The organism is Enterobacter cloacae complex sp. IR53030, from assembly GCF_049238365.1.
In the GTDB taxonomy this organism is placed as follows: Bacteria; Pseudomonadota; Gammaproteobacteria; order Enterobacterales; family Enterobacteriaceae; genus Enterobacter; species Enterobacter kobei.
This window is the reverse complement of the sequence record NZ_JBMKHA010000016.1, coordinates 1-16,554: the sequence shown is the minus strand read 5'-3', so window position 1 is coordinate 16,554 and position 16,554 is coordinate 1. Positions and strand designations below refer to the sequence as shown.

The 16,554-nt window shown below is 55.7% G+C and carries 16 protein-coding genes; 3 read left to right on the top strand and 13 right to left on the bottom strand.

Features of this window, described 5'->3' with window-relative positions:
• Positions 1–24 precede the first annotated feature (24 nt).
• The 11 genes from phnK to ACOTXR_RS16265 all read right to left on the bottom strand — a co-directional run bounded on the left by phnK (position 25) and on the right by ACOTXR_RS16265 (position 8,216).
• Positions 25–780: a phosphonate C-P lyase system protein PhnK gene (gene phnK, locus ACOTXR_RS16315; RefSeq protein ID WP_014882180.1), complete on the bottom strand. Its 756-nt coding sequence runs from the start codon at positions 778–780 to the stop codon at positions 25–27.
• Positions 777–1,622 (bottom strand): alpha-D-ribose 1-methylphosphonate 5-phosphate C-P-lyase PhnJ, encoded by an 846-nt coding sequence (gene phnJ, locus ACOTXR_RS16310; RefSeq protein WP_058690658.1) that lies wholly within the window; start codon positions 1,620–1,622, stop codon positions 777–779. Before phnJ ends, phnK begins: the two co-directional genes overlap by 4 nt.
• Complete coding sequence (locus ACOTXR_RS16305; protein WP_058690657.1) at positions 1,615–2,679, bottom strand: carbon-phosphorus lyase complex subunit PhnI; 1,065 nt, start codon at positions 2,677–2,679, stop codon at positions 1,615–1,617. The genes phnJ and ACOTXR_RS16305 overlap by 8 nt, the downstream gene beginning before the upstream one ends.
• The gene (phnH, locus tag ACOTXR_RS16300; protein ID WP_023331820.1) at positions 2,679–3,263 is read right to left on the bottom strand and encodes a phosphonate C-P lyase system protein PhnH; all 585 of its coding nucleotides are present in this window, start codon (positions 3,261–3,263) and stop codon (positions 2,679–2,681) included. The genes ACOTXR_RS16305 and phnH overlap by 1 nt, the downstream gene beginning before the upstream one ends.
• Positions 3,260–3,712, bottom strand: a complete 453-nt coding sequence (gene phnG / locus ACOTXR_RS16295; RefSeq protein ID WP_058690656.1) for a phosphonate C-P lyase system protein PhnG — start codon at positions 3,710–3,712, stop codon at positions 3,260–3,262. Before phnG ends, phnH begins: the two co-directional genes overlap by 4 nt.
• Positions 3,713–4,438 (bottom strand): phosphonate metabolism transcriptional regulator PhnF, encoded by a 726-nt coding sequence (phnF, locus tag ACOTXR_RS16290; protein WP_058690655.1) that lies wholly within the window; start codon positions 4,436–4,438, stop codon positions 3,713–3,715.
• Between the two features lie 20 nt (positions 4,439–4,458).
• A complete protein-coding gene (phnE, locus tag ACOTXR_RS16285) occupies positions 4,459–5,238 on the bottom strand; it encodes a phosphonate ABC transporter, permease protein PhnE (protein ID WP_045135405.1) in 780 nt (259 codons plus the stop codon).
• Between the two features lie 118 nt (positions 5,239–5,356).
• On the bottom strand, positions 5,357–6,373 hold the full coding sequence (gene phnD / locus ACOTXR_RS16280; protein ID WP_200923775.1) for a phosphonate ABC transporter substrate-binding protein: 1,017 nt from the start codon (positions 6,371–6,373) through the stop codon (positions 5,357–5,359).
• A gap of 22 nt (positions 6,374–6,395) precedes the next feature.
• Positions 6,396–7,184, bottom strand: a complete 789-nt coding sequence (gene phnC, locus ACOTXR_RS16275; protein WP_058690654.1) for a phosphonate ABC transporter ATP-binding protein — start codon at positions 7,182–7,184, stop codon at positions 6,396–6,398.
• Between the two features lie 136 nt (positions 7,185–7,320).
• Entirely contained in the window at positions 7,321–7,758 is a 438-nt protein-coding gene (gene yjdN / locus ACOTXR_RS16270; RefSeq protein ID WP_014882189.1) for a VOC family metalloprotein YjdN, read from the bottom strand.
• A gap of 122 nt (positions 7,759–7,880) precedes the next feature.
• Positions 7,881–8,216, bottom strand: a complete 336-nt coding sequence (locus ACOTXR_RS16265; RefSeq protein ID WP_008500067.1) for a zinc ribbon domain-containing protein YjdM — start codon at positions 8,214–8,216, stop codon at positions 7,881–7,883.
• A 596-nt stretch (positions 8,217–8,812) separates the two neighbouring features.
• On the opposite strand from ACOTXR_RS16265, the gene crfC reads away from it, so the two are divergent.
• Together crfC and ACOTXR_RS16255 are read left to right on the top strand one after the other, a co-directional pair.
• The gene (gene crfC, locus ACOTXR_RS16260; protein ID WP_058690653.1) at positions 8,813–11,167 is read left to right on the top strand and encodes a clamp-binding protein CrfC; all 2,355 of its coding nucleotides are present in this window, start codon (positions 8,813–8,815) and stop codon (positions 11,165–11,167) included.
• Positions 11,164–12,039 carry a diguanylate cyclase regulator RdcB family protein gene (locus ACOTXR_RS16255; protein WP_023331828.1) on the top strand — a complete coding sequence of 292 codons (876 nt, stop codon included), beginning with the start codon at positions 11,164–11,166 and terminating at the stop codon, positions 12,037–12,039. Before crfC ends, ACOTXR_RS16255 begins: the two co-directional genes overlap by 4 nt.
• A gap of 63 nt (positions 12,040–12,102) precedes the next feature.
• On the opposite strand, the gene kdgT is transcribed toward ACOTXR_RS16255, so the two are convergent.
• Positions 12,103–13,095: a 2-keto-3-deoxygluconate transporter gene (kdgT, locus tag ACOTXR_RS16250; protein ID WP_014882192.1), complete on the bottom strand. Its 993-nt coding sequence runs from the start codon at positions 13,093–13,095 to the stop codon at positions 12,103–12,105.
• Positions 13,096–13,745: 650 nt separating this feature from the next.
• Between kdgT and proP the strand changes: the two genes are divergently transcribed.
• Positions 13,746–15,248, top strand: coding sequence for a glycine betaine/L-proline transporter ProP (proP, locus tag ACOTXR_RS16245; RefSeq protein WP_032637715.1), 1,503 nt, complete (start codon positions 13,746–13,748; stop codon positions 15,246–15,248).
• 33 nt (positions 15,249–15,281) lie between these two features.
• Here proP and ACOTXR_RS16240 read toward each other — a convergent pair whose 3' ends face one another.
• Positions 15,282–16,235, bottom strand: coding sequence for a nickel/cobalt transporter (locus tag ACOTXR_RS16240; protein WP_058690652.1), 954 nt, complete (start codon positions 16,233–16,235; stop codon positions 15,282–15,284).
• Positions 16,236–16,554: the final 319 nt, after the last annotated feature.

The window sequence follows — 16,554 nt, the reverse complement described above, 5'->3', positions numbered from 1 at the left end:
CAGCGCCACCCGGCAACAGCAGCCTCAATTCTGCAATACGGACGACACCAGCAGCTGGGTGTACGGATGATGGGGATCGTCGAGCACGCGGTCGGTCAGCCCACTTTCCACCACCTGACCCTGCTTCATCACCAGCAGACGGTCCGCCAGCAGGCGTGCGACGCCCAAATCGTGGGTGACAATCACCACCGCCAGGTTCAACTCCACCACCAGGCCGCGCAGCAGATCGAGCAGGCGCGCCTGAACCGAGACGTCCAGCCCGCCGGTGGGCTCATCCATAAACACCAGCTTCGGATGGGTGACCAGGTTGCGGGCGATCTGTAAACGCTGCTGCATGCCGCCGGAGAAAGTGGTGGGCAGGTCGTCGATACGCGAGGCGGGGATTTCAACCTCCTCCAGCCAGTGCTGCGCGGTGGCGCGGATGTGACCGTAGTGGCGCGCGCCGGTGGCCATCAGTCGTTCGCCGATGTTGCCTCCCGCTGAAACCTGGCGGCGCAGCCCGTCCATTGGGTGCTGATGCACTACGCCCCACTCGGTACGCAGCAGGCGACGGCGCTCGGCCTCGCTCATGCCATACAGCGACGTGCCCTCATATAAAATCTCACCGTTCTGCGGCGTCAGGCGCGCGGAGAGGGACTTGAGAAGCGTGGTTTTGCCGGAGCCGGACTCGCCGACAATCCCCAGCACTTCGCCCGGCCACAGCTCGAACGACACGTCGCTGAAGCCTTTGCCCGGCGCGTATAGGTGAGTCAGGTTATTAACCGAAAGCAGCGGTTTCATTGGCTGTTCGCCTCGCTCTGTTGGCGGCAGTAATCAGTGTCGGAGCAGACAAACATCCGTTTGCCCGAGTCGTCCAGCACCACTTCATCCAGATAGCTATGTTTCGAGCCGCAGATGGCGCATGGCTCGTCCCACTCCTGCACCGTAAAGGGGTGGTCATCAAAATCGAGACTCTCCACACGGGTGTAAGGCGGTACGGCATAGATGCGTTTTTCACGCCCGGCGCCAAAGAGCTGCAGGGCTGGCATCATGTCCATCTTCGGGTTATCGAATTTCGGGATTGGCGACGGGTCCATCACATAGCGCCCGTTGACCTTCACCGGGTAGGCGTAGGTGGTGGCGATATGGCCGAAGCGGGCGATGTCCTCGTAAAGCTTCACCTGCATCACGCCGTACTCTTCCAGCGCGTGCATGGTGCGGGTTTCGGTTTCCCGCGGCTCGATAAAGCGCAGCGGCTCCGGGATCGGCACCTGGAAAATCAGAATCTGATCTTCAGTCAGCGGGGTTTCCGGAATGCGGTGGCGGGTCTGGATCAGCGTTGCGTCTTCGGTTTTTTCAGTGGTCGCTACGCCGGTCACGCGCTTGAAGAAGTTGCGGATCGAAACGGCGTTGGTGGTGTCGTCTGCCCCCTGGTCGATGACCTTAAGCACGTCGGCTTCCCCGATCACGCTGGCGGTCAACTGAATACCGCCGGTGCCCCAGCCGTAGGGCATTGGCATCTCGCGGCCGCCGAACGGTACCTGGTAGCCCGGAATGGCAACCGCTTTGAGGATGGCGCGGCGGATCATGCGTTTGGTTTGCTCATCCAGATAGGCAAAGTTGTAGCCGCTTAAGTTAGCCATTGGCGCGCTCCCGTTGCAGACGTTTCAGCAGTTCCAGTTCGGCCTGGAAATCGACGTAGTGCGGCAGCTTGAGGTGCGAGACGAAACCGGCGGCCTCAACGTTGTCTGCATGGGCCAGCACGAACTCCTCATCCTGCGCCGGGCCGGCGATGTGCTCGCCGTAGTCCGGTGCCTGCAGGGCGCGGTCGACCAGCGCCATCGCCATGGCTTTGCGTTCGCTCAGGCCAAACACTAGCCCGTAGCCGCGGGTAAAGTGCGGGTCTTCATTCTCTGGCGCGACAAAGCCGTTAACCATTTCGCATTCGGTCATCAGCAGTTCGCCGACGTTCACCGCAAAACCCAGTTCCTCCGGCACAATTTCCACGTCGATATAGCCGCTGCGAATTTCGGCCGCAAACGGGTGGTTACGCCCATAGCCGCGCTGGGTGGAGTAGGCCAGCGCCAGCAGATAGCCTTCGTCGCCGCGCATCAGCTGCTGCAGACGCGAGGAGCGCGAGCACGGGAAAACTGGCGGCGTGCGGGTGATGTCATCTGGCGCGGTACCCGAATCTTCTTCCGCTTTCGCCAGCCCCTGGTTTGCCAGCAGGCTGAAGACGTGCGGAGACGGCTCCTGTTCGGCATCCGTGGTGCTGAGCCGTGGCGCTTCGCCGTTCGCCAGCAGGGTAAAATCCAGCAGGCGATGGGTGTAATCGTAGGTGGGGCCAAGCCGCTGGCCGCCGGGGATGTCTTTATAAACGGCAGAAATACGGCGCTCCAGGCGCATCTGCGCCGTATTCAGCGGCTCGCTGGCCGTGAAGCGGGGAACCGTGGTGCGCCAGGCGCGTAGCAGAAAGATGGCTTCGACGTTATCGCCGCTGGCCTGCTTCAGCGCCAGCGCCGCCAGCTCGCGATCGGCGACGCCGCCTTCGGTCATCACCCGGTCAACGGCCAGGTTCAGCTGCTGCTCAATCTGGGCGACGCTCAGTTCGGGCAGTTTTTCATCGCCCCGTCGTCTGTGTTCCTGCAAGGCATGGGCGGCGGCGATCGCCTTTTCGCCCCCTTTAACGGCAACGTACATCAGCACACCTCCACGTGGGTGGTCCGCGGGATGGCGAGCAGACGCTCGCCGCAGGTCAGGATCAGGTCTATGCCCAGCGGGAACGGGTGCGGGCGTTCGGTCAGCTCATGAATGATGCACTCCGGCAGCTGCGGCGCAACCATGCGTTCATCGGCGATACCTGCACCGGTCAGGCGGAGCATGCGGCCGCCGCTCAGGCTGGAGACCTGCAGAATCAGCGTGGCGCTGGTTTCCGGTGCAACGGCGCTGCCTTCGCTCAGGGCGTTGAGCTGCTCGTGGCTGATGTGTTCGTCGGCCACGGCAAAGACCGCCTGTCGCGGTTGCTCAACCAGCGGGGCACTGGTGTGAAAACGCAGATTCTGGCTGGCGATGTCATTAGATAAGGCGCCTGACAGCCACACCGGTGTGTCGTTGTCGGCAAGGGTCAGCAACACGCTGGTGGTCGCCAGATTCAGCGGCAGCCAGCCCTGTGAAAGCTGGTGCAGCGAGACAATCACCCCCGGCTCGCTCATGGCTTTCAGCAGGCGACGAAAACTTTGTTGAGCATCCTGGACGGCCAGGGTAAAAGCAGGTTGAAGCGTCATGCGTTGTCTCCGCGAACGAGCGTAAAGAAGTCGACCCGGCTGGTATTCACTTCGGTCTGACGTGCGGCAAGTCGTGCGGCGCGGTCAGCTTCCAGCGGGGCAATAAGGGTTTCCATTAACGTCTGAAAATGCGTTTGTTCCTGCAAAAGGGCGTCTATTACTGCGCAGCGCTCGGCGTGTGCTTTATCGCGTCCCAGCACGTAGCTGTAGCCCAGCGTGCCGCTGTTCAGGCGGATCGCGGCGCGGGTGAGGGGGGCGTCTCCCGCAAAAAAGCGCTGCCCGGTGCCGCCCATCCGGGCCTGGATCTGCACCAGGCCAATTTCCGGTGCGCGGATAGTGTCGTAGTCTGGCGTCAGGCTCAGGGCGTTCATGCGATCGCGCAGGGCAGCAGGCTGGCTGTGGGCCAGCACACGCATCCAGCGCTGTCGGGTGGCGGTATCGACGTGCATTCAGTGCTCCATAGTGAATTCGATCATGTCGGCACGGGTCAGGCTGACGGAATATTCCGTCGCATTGACCTCGCCGTCACGGTGGTTGAGGGTGCGCACGCAGAGCAGCGGCGCCATATTGGGGATTTCGAGCACTTTGCTCTCTTTAGCCTGCGCGCGGCGGGCGCTGATACGCGTCTGGGTGCGCTTGAGGGCGATGCCCGTGGCATCCTGCAGAAAGTCGTGCAGGGAACCGCTGTAAAAGTTTTGCAGCACTGGCCAGAGGGCGAGGTCCGCGAAGTAGTGGTCAATCTGGCATACCGCTACGCCGTTGACGCGGCGCAACGTGCGCAGGTGGATGACGTTATCGCCTTCCTGAATGCCCAGCGCGTCCGCCACATGGCTGGAGGCCGGGCGCAGGACCGAGAGCAGCTTTTCGCTGGTGGGATGGCTGCCCTGATCCAGCAGGTTCTGACTAAAGCGCGCCTGGGCATTGAGCGGATAGTCGAACGGGCGCATCAGCACCAGCACGCCCACGCCCTGACGGCGTTGTACCCAGCCGCGCTCGACCAGCTGGTCAATGGCGCGGCGCAGGGTGTGGCGATTCACTTCATAGCGATCCGCAAGCTGCTGCTCGGCGGGCAGGTAGTCTCCGCAGCGGTAGTGCGTGCGCAGTTCCACTTCGAGCTTTGCCGCAATTTCTTGCCAGCGGGTTGGGTAACTGGTCGGATGTCTGGATAAGTGCATAGAAAACAAAGCCTCGCTTCTCAGATGAAGTGCTTACGCAAACGTTGAGAGAGGAAATCCAGCAGGCTGACGGTGATGATGATGAGCACCATCAGGGCGCAGGTTTGCTGGAACTGGAAACCGCGAATCGCTTCCCACAGGGTGACGCCGATTCCGCCTGCACCGACCATGCCGACGACCGTGGCGGAGCGAACGTTGGACTCAAAGCGGTACAGCGAGTAGGAGATCAGCAGCGGCATCACCTGCGGCAGGACGCCGTAGAGGATCTCTTCGATTTTGTTGGCGCCGGTGGCGCGGATGCCTTCCACCGGGCCGGGCTCAATGGCTTCGACCGCTTCCGAGAGCAGCTTAGAGAGCACCCCGGTGGTGTGGATGAACAGCGCCATGACGCCCGCGAACGGACCCAGACCCACGGCTACCACGAACAGCATCGCAAAGACCATTTCGTTAATCGCGCGGCAGGCATCCATCAGGCGACGCATCGGCTGGTATACCCACCACGGCACGATGTTTTCCGCGCTCATCAGGCCAAACGGAATGGAGAGAATGACGGCAAGGGCGGTGCCCCAGACGGCAATTTGCAGGGTAATGGCCATTTCGCTGAGATAGTCCTGCCACTGGCTGAAGTCCGGCGGGAAGAAGTCGGCAGCAAAGGTTGCCATGTTGCCGGAATCTTTGAAGAGCAGCAGGGGATCCATTTCTGCGCCCTTCCAGGAGATAACCAGCACCGCCAGCAGGATGGCCCAGCTTATGAGCGAGAACCAGCTGCGCTTTGGCGGCGGGAGGGTGATGGTTTGCATGTTGGCTCCTTGGGTTTTAATTCCCTCTCCCTTGAGGGAGAGGGTTAGGGTGAGGGGGAAATGTGCGCGCTGATGCCCTCACCCCGACCCTCTCCCACGGGGAGAGGGGGAAAAGAAACTACTGCACCGCTTTATTTACGCTGGTCATGGCGCCGAGTGCCGCGGTCAGGCGGTCAAGGTCTTCCAGCTGGGCCTGAATGTCAGAGACTTTGCTGGTCTTCTCTTCTTTCTTGAGCCCTTTGTTGTCCTTCACGGCCTGCATCTGTTTAAACAGCGCCAGCTGGCGAATCGGGACCAGCTGAAGGTCGCTGGAGGCGCGGAACGGTGCCCAGCCCAGTTTCTCAAGAACCGCTTTCTCTTCCGGCGTTTTGCCGTAGTTCATAAAGAAGTCGTACACCTTGTCCTTGGTGCTTTCGGAGAGGTTTTTACGCCAGACGATCGGGTCGCCCGGGATCAGCGGCGATTTCCAGATCACCTTCAGTTCTTTCAGCTTGTCCGGCGCGGAGGTTTTCAGCTTGTCGAGGTTTTCGGTGTTGTTGGTGGCAACATCCACCTGCTTGTTCGCCACGGCCAGGGCGTTGGTTTCATGGCTGGCGTTGACGGTGCGTTTGAAGTCGCTGGCGGAGGCGTTGTTTTTCGCGAAGACATAGTAGCCAGGGACGAGGAAGCCGGAGGTGGAGTTCGGGTCGCCGTTACCAAAGGTCAGCTCTTTGCGTTTGGCGAGCATGTCGTTGAGGTTGTTGATCGGGCTGTCTTTGTTCACGATCAGCACGCTCCAGTAGCCCGGGGAGCCATCTGCCGCAACGGTCTGGGCAAAGACCTGGCCGTTGGCGCGGTCTACCGCTTCCATTGCGGAGAGGTTGCCATACCAGGCGATGTCGACTTTATTAAAGCGCATTCCCTGGATAATGCCCGCGTAGTCCGGGGCGAAGAAGGCATTCACTTTGATCCCCAGTTTGGTTTCCATATCTTTCAGGAACGGTTCCCACTGAGGCTTCAGGTTCTGCTGTGATTCCGTCGAAATAATGCCGAAGTTCAGCGCTTTTTCCTGCTCTTCCGCATACGCCGGGCTTAACAGGGTGCTGATGCTGAACATGCTGGTAAAGGCCAGCGCGGCAACGGCTTTGTAGTTCATTTCCATTCCTCGTTATGGGGAGTTATGCAGCCTGCGCGCGCTCTTCGACGCGGTTTACGCTGCGGTAGAGATGATCAAAACGTTCGTTATCAAACTGGTGGCTTGCGCCGTCAAAGAACACATGGCCCTGACGCAGGGCGACAATGCGCTCGCAGTAGCGCAGGGCGTAATCCACCTGATGCAGCGTTACCACCACGGTAATGCCGTCGTTCTGGTTAATGTCGCGCAGGGTTTCCATCACGATGCGGGCGGATTCCGGGTCCAGCGAGGCGATAGGTTCATCGGCCAGAATGATTTTTGCTTTCTGCATCAGGGCGCGGGCGATGGCGACGCGCTGCTGTTGTCCACCGGACAGGGTGGAGACACGCTGGTGGGCTAGGTGTGCCATACCGACGCGAGTCAACGCCTGAAGAGCTTCCTGCTTCTGGGAAGTTGAGAACCAGCGCATGCAGGTGCGCCAGAACGGTGTGCTACCGAGTGCGCCAATCAGCACGTTCTCCAGTACCGTCAGGCGATTGACCAGGTTGAACTGCTGGAAGATGTAGCCCGTCTGGGCACGGCTCTTGCGGATATCACTTGCCAGACGCCCGGCGCGCTGCACCGTGTTGCCCAGCAATTCGACGTGACTTTCCGGGGTTTTATCGCAGGTGATAAGACCGCTTAAATGGCGCAGAAGGGTGGATTTACCGGAGCCAGAAGGGCCGAGAAGCGCCACCATGTCGCCCTGCTGGACGGTCAGATCAACGGCATGCAGCGCCTTGTTGTGATTGAAGGTCTTGCTCAGTTTCTCGACGCGGATGACAGTTTGCATGTGCGGGGCCTCACGATAAATGTGGCCTCATGCTGGCGCATCAATGTGACATTTGGGTTAAGTCTGGGTTGCGGGAATTTGAAGAGTTGAGGGGAGTTTGATGACAGGCGGAGGCTGACCGCCCACCGCCAGAAAATTAGTGCTGCTGCTTAACGACGTTAATCATCCACGGTACGCCGTATTTATCGGTGACTTTACCGAAACCGTGCGCCCAGAAGGTCTCCTGCCACGCCATGTCGATATTGCCGCCAGCGGCGAGGTTGTCGAACCAGCGCTTGCCTTCTGACACATCCTGCGTGTCGAGCACCAGCGTGAACCCGGCATACTGCGCGTTGCTGCCCGGCGGCTGCCCGTCGCTCATCATGATGTCGCTGCCCGCAATGCGGACGTTAGAGTGGGCGATAGCGGAATCAGGAAACTGCATGCCGGACGGACAGCCTTCTTCACTGCTGTCGCTTTTGGGCATTTCACCGAAAGTGATTTTATAGAGGAGTTCAGCGCCGACGGCCTGCTGATAAAAGGCGGTTGCCTCTGCACAGTTGCCGGCGAAGGAGATGTAGGGACTTAACGGCATATTCTTTACCTCACGTAAGAAAAGCCCATTAAGTGTAGTTCTTTTTTTGCAGGCCGGATAAGCGTAGCACATCCGGAAAAGCGCCCGGCGGCGCTTCGGTTATCGAGCCTACAGGAGAAAAATCAGTTCTTTTTCACGAACTCAGATTTCAGTTTCATCGGACCGAAGCCGTCAATTTTGCAGTCGATATTATGATCGCCTTCAACCAGACGGATGTTCTTCACTTTGGTACCGATCTTCAGCATGGAAGAGCTGCCTTTGACTTTAAGATCTTTAACCACGGTGACGCTGTCGCCATCCGCCAGCAGGTTACCGTTCGCATCTTTTACGATCAGGGCATCTGCATCCTGTGCCGGTTCGGCATCATTCCATTCATGCGCACATTCCGGGCAGATGAACATGCCATTATCTTCATAGGTGTATTCAGAATTGCATTTCGGGCAGTGTGGGAGAGACATATCGGTATCCTCAAAAAAGTGTTAACACGCTGGAAAATGCCAGCTAAATGACGGCAGTGTGCCGAAAAAGGCGGCAAGTATAGCGCAAATCCACACGTTTGTCGGTGATATTCTGAATTTAAAAAAAAGCAAAAAATGTGTCGGGAGTGACACTTCCTGTCAGTCAGTTAAGCGATACTAACGTCATTAACACGGTGGAAAGAGAAGTCGCTAAATATATCGAATATTTTATTGTGGCAAATTGCTACGCACCTTCATTTCGGATAAGGTGAAGCAACACATTGTTATTTATCTTTGGTCTTTACTGCCATGCATTTCGTATGGTTGTGGCATAACCCGTTCTTTTTAGGTGGGTAAATAATGATGATATATCCTGAAGTTTCTTAAAAAGGGCTACGCTTTTTATCTTTTGGCTGTTAGGCCTTGAGGAGAGCTTTACACGCCATGCAAGGATAGCCATTTATTTCTGATTATCTTCAATCAGTTATATTCCGGTGAACATGTTTTCCACACGTGATCATATAAGCCTGAACATCATAATTAATACCAGTGGCTTAATAAAAGTAATAAATTTGCGTTAAGGAAAGGCTTTTATCATGCACACACAGACCATTTTTGAATTAAGCCAGGAAGCTGAGCGTTTGTTACAGCTTGCCCTGCAAAATCTTGATACCTTGAAGTCAATGCCGACAGCGATGCTGGAGAACACGACGGCCGCTATTACGGGTGAAAAGAACAACGTTCTGCCTTTGCATTTTAGTGCGCGGGGTGTCGAAGCGCAGCAGGCAATGCTGAATAATGAATTACGCAAAATAACACGTCTGGAAATGGTTCTGGCAATCGTTGGTACCATGAAAGCGGGGAAATCGACCACCATTAATGCCATTGTGGGGACCGAAGTGTTGCCTAATCGCAACCGCCCAATGACGGCACTTCCTACCCTGATTCGTCATACGCCAGGCCAGAAAGAGCCGGTACTCCATTTCTCACATGTCTCGCCTATTGATGATTTGATCCAGCTGCTGCAGAAACAACTCTGCGATTACGATCGCGGGAAGCTGGCTCAGCATCTGGAAATTGATAAAGACATGAATACGCTGCTGGAACGCATTGAAAAAGGTGAAGCCTTTGAAAAGCATCATCTTGGAGCGCAGCCAATATTTCATTGCCTGAAAAGCCTCAATGACCTGGTCAGACTCTCTCAGGCGCTGGGCGTGGCGTTTCCGTTTTCAGAATACGCGGCCATTGAACACATTCCGGTCATTGAAGTGGAGTTCGTGCATCTTGCGGGTCTGGATGCCCACCTCGGGCAACTGACGCTGCTCGATACCCCTGGGCCTAATGAGGCCGGACAGCCGCATCTGCAAAAAATGCTGAGTGAGCAATTAGCCCGCGCATCGGCGGTGCTGGCGGTAATGGATTATACCCAGCTTAAATCTATATCTGATGAAGAGGTCCGTCAGGCTATTTCGGTGGCGGGGAAATCCGTGCCTCTGTATGCCCTGGTGAATAAATTCGACCAGAAAGATCGCAATAGCGATGATGAAGAGCAGGTCCGGGCGATGATCTCCGGCACCTTAATGAAAGGCAATATTTCGCCTGGCCAGATCTACCCTGTCTCCTCCATGTGGGCGTATCTGGCGAACCGTGCTCGCTACGAGATGAATACCCACGGACAACTGCCGGATCATCAGGAGCAACCCTGGGTGCAGGATTTTGCCGAAGCCGCCCTCGGTCGCCGCTGGCGTACGGCGGACCTGGATGATATTGGCCATATCCGTCACGCCGCCGATTTGCTCTGGGAAGATTCGCTGTTTGAACAACCGATACGCAAACTGATTTACGCCGCCTATGCTAATGCCTCGTTATTTGCGTTGCGCTCGGCGTCCCATAAGCTGCTCAACTACGCACAAAATGCCCGGGAATATCTCGACTTCCGCTATCAGGGGCTGACGGTCGCCTTTGACGCGCTGGAACTGAATATTACGCGTCTTGAAGAGGACATGGCGATGATGCAGACGCGCCAGCGGGTGGTGAGCGATGAGGTGAAACATGAAGTTGAGCAGGCGCTGAATGCCACTGCGGACTTTATGGGAGCCCAAAAAACAGCGCTTCACCAGGCGATTGGTCACGTGTTTAGCGCTCGCAATATCCTTGATTTAGCCGGTAACGATCGGTTGAATCCTCGCGGTGACGAGCCGCAAGAACTACAGCAGCTGGTTCTGGATGACGAGGGGCAGGCACAGATTGCCCTGAGTAAAATCCGCTCCTCCTGCGAGCTTATCATGCTGGATGCGCAGACAAAGATCTGCCGGGAGCTGGCGTTACGCTTCGATCAGCTGGAGTCTACGCTGGCGCGCTCCCTGAATGACGCCATGCGTCCCATCGAAACGCGTATTAAAGAGCATCTGAGCCATGCCGGCTTTCGGGCGCGGATTAGCTTCCCGGCTTTTCAGGCTAACCAGCTTAACGTCAATACGCAGGCGCTGTTTAACGATGCCATCGCGCAGGACAACCGCCCTGCAGGACAGCCATCGGGCGCGGGCAGCATGCGTGAGACTGTCTCTCGCTGGCTGAATAATCCGGGCTGGGGCTGGGATGAATATGTGGCGACCCGCACGCGCTATGTTATCGACATTGCGCAGCTACATGACAAATTTAAGCAACATATTGATCAGTTTTGTGAATATATACGTAAAGCTTTGTCCGCCCAGGTCGATGTCTCTGTTACGGCAGGAATGGCGACGTTCTTTGCAGAATTTTCGTTATACCTGACCGGGTTACAGGAAAGCTTGCGTGATAGCCTCGCAGTGCGTCAACAAAATGAGCATTCGACCCGAGCGCTCAGCCAGCTGTTGAAGCAAAGTATCACTACTGCGACGTGGATACAGGAAGATACCCGACTGTTACGCGATGATATTCAAACTCTATTCGCGGCAGAGCAACCATGACAACACAGCTACTGGACGGTCCCGGGCGGACGCTGGAGTGTATTCATCCTAAATTTATGGTCGATCTAGTGCAGGGCGTGGACGTTGCGCGTCATCCTCATCTGGGGCCGCAGCAGCTGCAGTTTCGTGAGCGCTTGACTCAGGAGATCATGACGCACACCCGGTTACGCCCCTGGGCGATGGCCGGAATGCTGAATGAGAATGCTGCCCTGCGCCTCGGTCTGGCTGAAAAACTCGCCGGGATGCTTGACCCTGGCCATCTTGCGCTGACGCTGATGGCGGATAAATTGAATACACTTCGTCAGCAGGCTCACTTAAGGGCTCAGCCCTCTCCGGGCCTGCCTGAACAGTACGCTGAGCTCTCATCGCATTTTACCCAACGTGCCGTTTATAAAGAAAAGGCGCTAACTCAGCGTGGACTGACCGTCCAGGCGGGTGAGCACAGCGAGCAAATTTTCACTCGCTGGCGAGCCGGTCATTATGATGGCTGGTCGCTGGCCGGGCGTTGTTTCATTGTCCTGGAAGAGTTGCGCTGGGGGGCCTTCGGCGATGCTTGCCGTCTGGCGAAGGACGATGTATCGGCCATGCTCAAGGATAATTTACGCAGTATGGCTGCCAATTATCTTGCTCAGGGTATCAATGCGTCTCCTGCAACGCGCCATTTCTATCATCAGTGGCTGACCACACCCGCTTCGGCGGGTTTAATCGATCATAAAGACATGCTGGGCTGGCTGGGTGACTGGTGTCAGGCGGATAAACACCCGGTGAGCTGGTCAGTTACGCAAAACTGGCAGACCGTTGCGCTGGGTATGCCGAGGCTGTGTTCGGCAAAACGTCTGGTGGAGGCGATGGTGGAGGAGATTTTTGGTTGAACCCCTCACCCCTCACTCTGGCCCTCTCCCCAGAGGAGAGAGGGGATGGTTTGGTGCGGTTTGTTAATGTTGAAGCTCTGCTGCCTTCCTTTCTACATCTTTCTCTTGCACGTTTCCGTAGCGTTTCGCGTACAGTGCCGTGATGATCGGCACCAGAATCGCGGTAACAATCACGCTGGCAGCCACCAGTGCCGTTGCAGAAGCGGCTACCGGTTCGAAGGCCGGATTAATCTGAGCAATAATCACCGGGTTTGCGACCGCAGCACCTGCGGCTGAAGAGGCGGCGACACCCGCCGTGCCGTTTCCGCCGCCAATCACGCGGTCGGCAATAATCAACGGAATACCTGTGATGATGATGACCGCAACCCCCAGCACAATACCCAGCAGGCCCGTATCAAGGATCACGTTCAGGTTGATGGTGTTGCCCAGCGCAAAACCAAAGAACGGGATGAGTACGGGTGTGGCTTTGCTGAAGAAATCGCGCAGATCGTGATCCAGATTCCCGAGGGCGAAACCGATCAGGAAGGGCAGGATCGCGCCAACAAAGTGGTGAGGCTCAAAAGAGGCCAGGCCAGCAGAACCCAGGATCAGCATCGTCATGAGCGGGCCGGACTCCAGAGACATCAGAACAAATGCCCCGGATTCTTCTTTCGTTCCGTACTGGTTCATCAGGCTGGCATACAACCCGCCGTTAGTCATATCCATCGCCGAGACAATTGCCAGGACCGATAAACCCGCGAAGAAACCGGTCTGAATTCCATTCTCCGGAATGAACATCGCGCATATCATGGCGACAACCCAGGCCACCGCTATTTTGGTTATGACCAGCGTGCCGGATTTGCGTAATACGGTGCCTGTTGCACGTAAATTAATGGATGCACCGATACAAAAGAACCAGACTGCCAGGATGGGGACGGTGCCTGTAATCATCCCTTTTGTGAAACCGCCAAAATAAGCCCCGGTTTCAGGCGCTAAGGTATTCAGAATAGCACCGAGTACCAGGGGGACCAGCATCATACCACCAGGAATACGTTCTATCGTGGCTTTAATCTTCATATACAACCCTCACAATGTTACCCCTCGTAGCGAGCGGCGGGCGCGAATAAAAAATCAATAAATTCAAAATGATGAAGGGTTTTCTTGATGACTTGTATTCGATAACCCCGCAACAAAATTCAGTAAGCGCTCTGGTTTTCTCTTGTCAGAAAACACTCATCGCTATGTTTCGGGAATTATCATGCGATCACTGGAATAATGATTCAATTAAAATAAAACAGTGTTTTAGTTATCTGTGTCACATATTGATTGTAAACTTTACGCCGCGTTCTGGCTGGATGGGGTTTATGTAAATCTCTTGTAAAAAAGCGGCTTTTTATGGCGTGATAAAAAGAAAATGGGACAACATGAAAATGTTTCTCTGGGATGGGTTGAGAAAGTGCTTATTTGCGGAAATTGACAAAGACTGTCTTCACTTTACGCAGCATAAATATATGTGTGAAGTTGATCACAAATATAAACGCTGGTAGGGTAAAAAGGTCATTAACTGCCCTGGCAGGCGTCAACAGGTTCGGTTGTATCGACGATAAACGTCAATGTAAGTAAACCTGCTACGCTTGAATAAGGCGATTCGCATGGAGCGGATCCCAAGGTTCACAGTACCCACACTGGATTGTGAAACAGACAGGGCCGAGTCAACGAGGATAGCTATGCTGAGAAGGAAAAAGATTAAACCCATCACGCTTCGCGACGTCACTATTATTGACGACGCAAAATTGCGTAAGGCCATCACTGCAGCCTCGCTCGGTAATGCGATGGAATGGTTCGATTTTGGTGTCTATGGCTTTGTGGCCTACGCGTTAGGTAAAGTGTTTTTCCCAGGGGCTGATCCCAGCCTGCAGATGATTGCCGCACTGGGGACGTTCTCCGTTCCTTTCCTTATTCGCCCGCTGGGTGGTCTGTTCTTCGGTATGCTCGGTGATAAATACGGTCGCCAGAAGATCCTTGCCATCACCATTGTCATCATGTCGATAAGTACCTTCTGTATCGGCCTGATTCCGTCCTATGCCACGATCGGCATCTGGGCACCGATTCTGCTGCTGCTCTGTAAGATGGCGCAGGGTTTCTCCGTCGGTGGGGAATATACCGGTGCCTCGATCTTCGTCGCGGAGTATTCCCCGGACCGTAAGCGCGGTTTTATGGGGAGCTGGCTGGACTTCGGCTCGATTGCCGGGTTCGTGATGGGTGCGGGTGTCGTGGTGCTGATTTCAACCGTCGTCGGTGAAGAGAACTTCCTCGACTGGGGCTGGCGTATCCCATTCTTCCTCGCGCTGCCGCTGGGGATCATCGGTCTGTATCTGCGTCATGCGCTGGAAGAGACACCGGCGTTCCAGCAGCACGTTGAGAAACTGGAGCAGGGTGACCGCGAAGGGCTGCAGGATGGTCCGAAGGTATCGTTCAAAGAGATTGCCACTAAGCACTGGCGCAGCCTGCTGGTCTGTATTGGTCTGGTGATTTCGACCAATGTAACCTACTACATGCTGCTGACCTACATGCCGAGTTATCTGTCGCATAACCTGCATTACTCGGAAGATCACGGTGTGCTGATTATTATCGCCATCATGGTGGGTATGCTGTTCGTGCAGCCGATTATGGGTCTGCTGAGTGACCGCTTTGGCCGTCGACCGTTCATTATTCTGGGAAGCGTGGCGCTGTTTGCCCTGGCAATCCCGGCCTTTATTCTGATCAACAGTAACGTGCTGGGGCTGATTTTTGCGGGTCTGCTGATGCTGGCTGTGATCCTGAACTGCTTCATCGGGGTGATGGCCTCAACGTTGCCTGCGATGTTCCCGACGCACATTCGTTACAGTGCGCTGGCGGCAGCCTTTAACATCTCGGTACTGATTGCCGGTCTGACCCCGACGCTTGCCGCCTCGCTGGTGGAAAGCACGCAGAATCTGATGATGCCTGCTTATTACCTGATGGTGATCGCGGTGATTGGCTTGATTACCGGCATTACGATGAAGGAGACGGCGAACCGTCCACTGAAAGGGGCGACGCCTGCGGCATCGGATATTCAGGAAGCGAAAGAGATCCTGCGTGAGCACTACGATAATGTAGAGCAGAAGATTGAAGACATTGACGCAGAGATTGAAGAACTGCAGAAAAAACGCTCCCGACTGGTGGATCAGCATCCACGCATCAACGAGTAATAAAGAAACCCGCCAACGGCGGGTTTTCTTTTATTAGCATCCGGCAGCGATGTAGTCGCCATTGGCGCTGATGGGGATGACCGTCAGGAAGAGAACGGTCGCGAACAGGATCAGAACTATCCCGCCGGCTATTTTGACGGCTGGCACCAGCCATCTTAACGTGCTATTTCCCCCGAAGCAGGCCACCGTGCGTTCACGGGCATAACGTACCGCCAGCGAGAGTCCCATAATCGAGAGTGCCGTTCCCAGGGACATTGTCATGACGGCAGCCATCCCCCAGGTGACAATGCCCAGCGCATTTGAAAACATCAGAATCATGATTGCCCCACTGCACGGGCGTGCGCCAATCGCCAGAATCACCCCCAGGCGAGTTTTCCAGTCTCCCTGCGTCAGGTCGGCACCCACGCCGTGATGGCCGCAGCCACAGTATTCATTGTGCTGATGGAGGGGACTGATGGCTGAGATCGTCATTCTGCGCGGACGCAGGCTCTTTAATGCCTGATAAATGACGAACGCGCCGAATACACCAATCAGCACTGCGCTTATCTTCTCCACATACCAGCGGCTGGTACTAATATCCCCTGAGGCGAGGTTAAACCCCACCGCCAGAATAAAGACAAACAGAATGGCGCTCACGCCCTGCATCAGGCTGCCAAGGAAAGGAACGACCCGGGCAGCCCGCTCGCTTTCCTTATTAGTGGTCAGATAGGTCGTCACAATGAATTTCCCGTGCCCCGGCCCGATGGCGTGCAGCACGCCATAAAGGAAGGCGCCTGTTAAGAGCCATAGTCCGCCGCTGTACTGGTGGTTATTCAGCTGCAGCAGATACATCACCAGATAACGGTGCAGGGTAATTTGAGTGGCAAGACACCACTGGATAAAGGCGCTCCAGTGCGTATGCAGGGTAAAACTGGCAAACAGAATAGCCAGCAGCATCACCCCTGCGGTAGGGAGACGCCAGTCGCGGGCGAGGCGTTGTGTGTTCATGAGGGAGTGCTCTGCCAGGAAGAATATTTGCCGCTAGTATAGTTGATCTTCCTTTTCAGTTCGCAGGATCGCATCGGGATCCTGATGATGCTGTGGATAAGTCTGTGTGTAAAAGGGTATAAGGCGGGGTTTTGCTGTGGAATGCAGCAGTCAGTCATTTTTCTGTCATTTAGCGGTTGCGGCCTGCGGAGAACTCCCTATAATGCGCCTCCATCGACACGGCAGATGTGAATCACTTCACAGATAAGCCGGTCGGTTGAAGAGAAAAAATCCTGAAATAACGGGTTGACTCTGAAAGAGGAAAGCGTAATATACGCCA

Bases quoted from the DNA above. Each gene is read 5' to 3' on its own strand.
- ACOTXR_RS16305 (WP_058690657.1), bottom strand. From the start codon at position 2,679: ATGTACGTTGCCGTTAAAGGGGGCGAAAAGGCGATCGCCGCCGCCCAT.
- phnH (WP_023331820.1), bottom strand. From the start codon at position 3,263: ATGACGCTTCAACCTGCTTTTACCCTGGCCGTCCAGGATGCTCAACAA.
- phnK (WP_014882180.1), bottom strand. From the start codon at position 780: ATGAAACCGCTGCTTTCGGTTAATAACCTGACTCACCTATACGCGCCG.
- kdgT (WP_014882192.1), bottom strand. From the start codon at position 13,095: ATGAAGATTAAAGCCACGATAGAACGTATTCCTGGTGGTATGATGCTG.
- phnC (WP_058690654.1), bottom strand. From the start codon at position 7,184: ATGCAAACTGTCATCCGCGTCGAGAAACTGAGCAAGACCTTCAATCAC.
- phnG (WP_058690656.1), bottom strand. From the start codon at position 3,712: ATGCACGTCGATACCGCCACCCGACAGCGCTGGATGCGTGTGCTGGCC.
- phnE (WP_045135405.1), bottom strand. From the start codon at position 5,238: ATGCAAACCATCACCCTCCCGCCGCCAAAGCGCAGCTGGTTCTCGCTC.
- phnF (WP_058690655.1), bottom strand. From the start codon at position 4,438: ATGCACTTATCCAGACATCCGACCAGTTACCCAACCCGCTGGCAAGAA.
- ACOTXR_RS16255 (WP_023331828.1), top strand. From the start codon at position 11,164: ATGACAACACAGCTACTGGACGGTCCCGGGCGGACGCTGGAGTGTATT.
- phnJ (WP_058690658.1), bottom strand. From the start codon at position 1,622: ATGGCTAACTTAAGCGGCTACAACTTTGCCTATCTGGATGAGCAAACC.
- ACOTXR_RS16265 (WP_008500067.1), bottom strand. From the start codon at position 8,216: ATGTCTCTCCCACACTGCCCGAAATGCAATTCTGAATACACCTATGAA.
- ACOTXR_RS16240 (WP_058690652.1), bottom strand. From the start codon at position 16,235: ATGAACACACAACGCCTCGCCCGCGACTGGCGTCTCCCTACCGCAGGG.
- yjdN (WP_014882189.1), bottom strand. From the start codon at position 7,758: ATGCCGTTAAGTCCCTACATCTCCTTCGCCGGCAACTGTGCAGAGGCA.
- proP (WP_032637715.1), top strand. From the start codon at position 13,746: ATGCTGAGAAGGAAAAAGATTAAACCCATCACGCTTCGCGACGTCACT.
- crfC (WP_058690653.1), top strand. From the start codon at position 8,813: ATGCACACACAGACCATTTTTGAATTAAGCCAGGAAGCTGAGCGTTTG.
- phnD (WP_200923775.1), bottom strand. From the start codon at position 6,373: ATGAACTACAAAGCCGTTGCCGCGCTGGCCTTTACCAGCATGTTCAGC.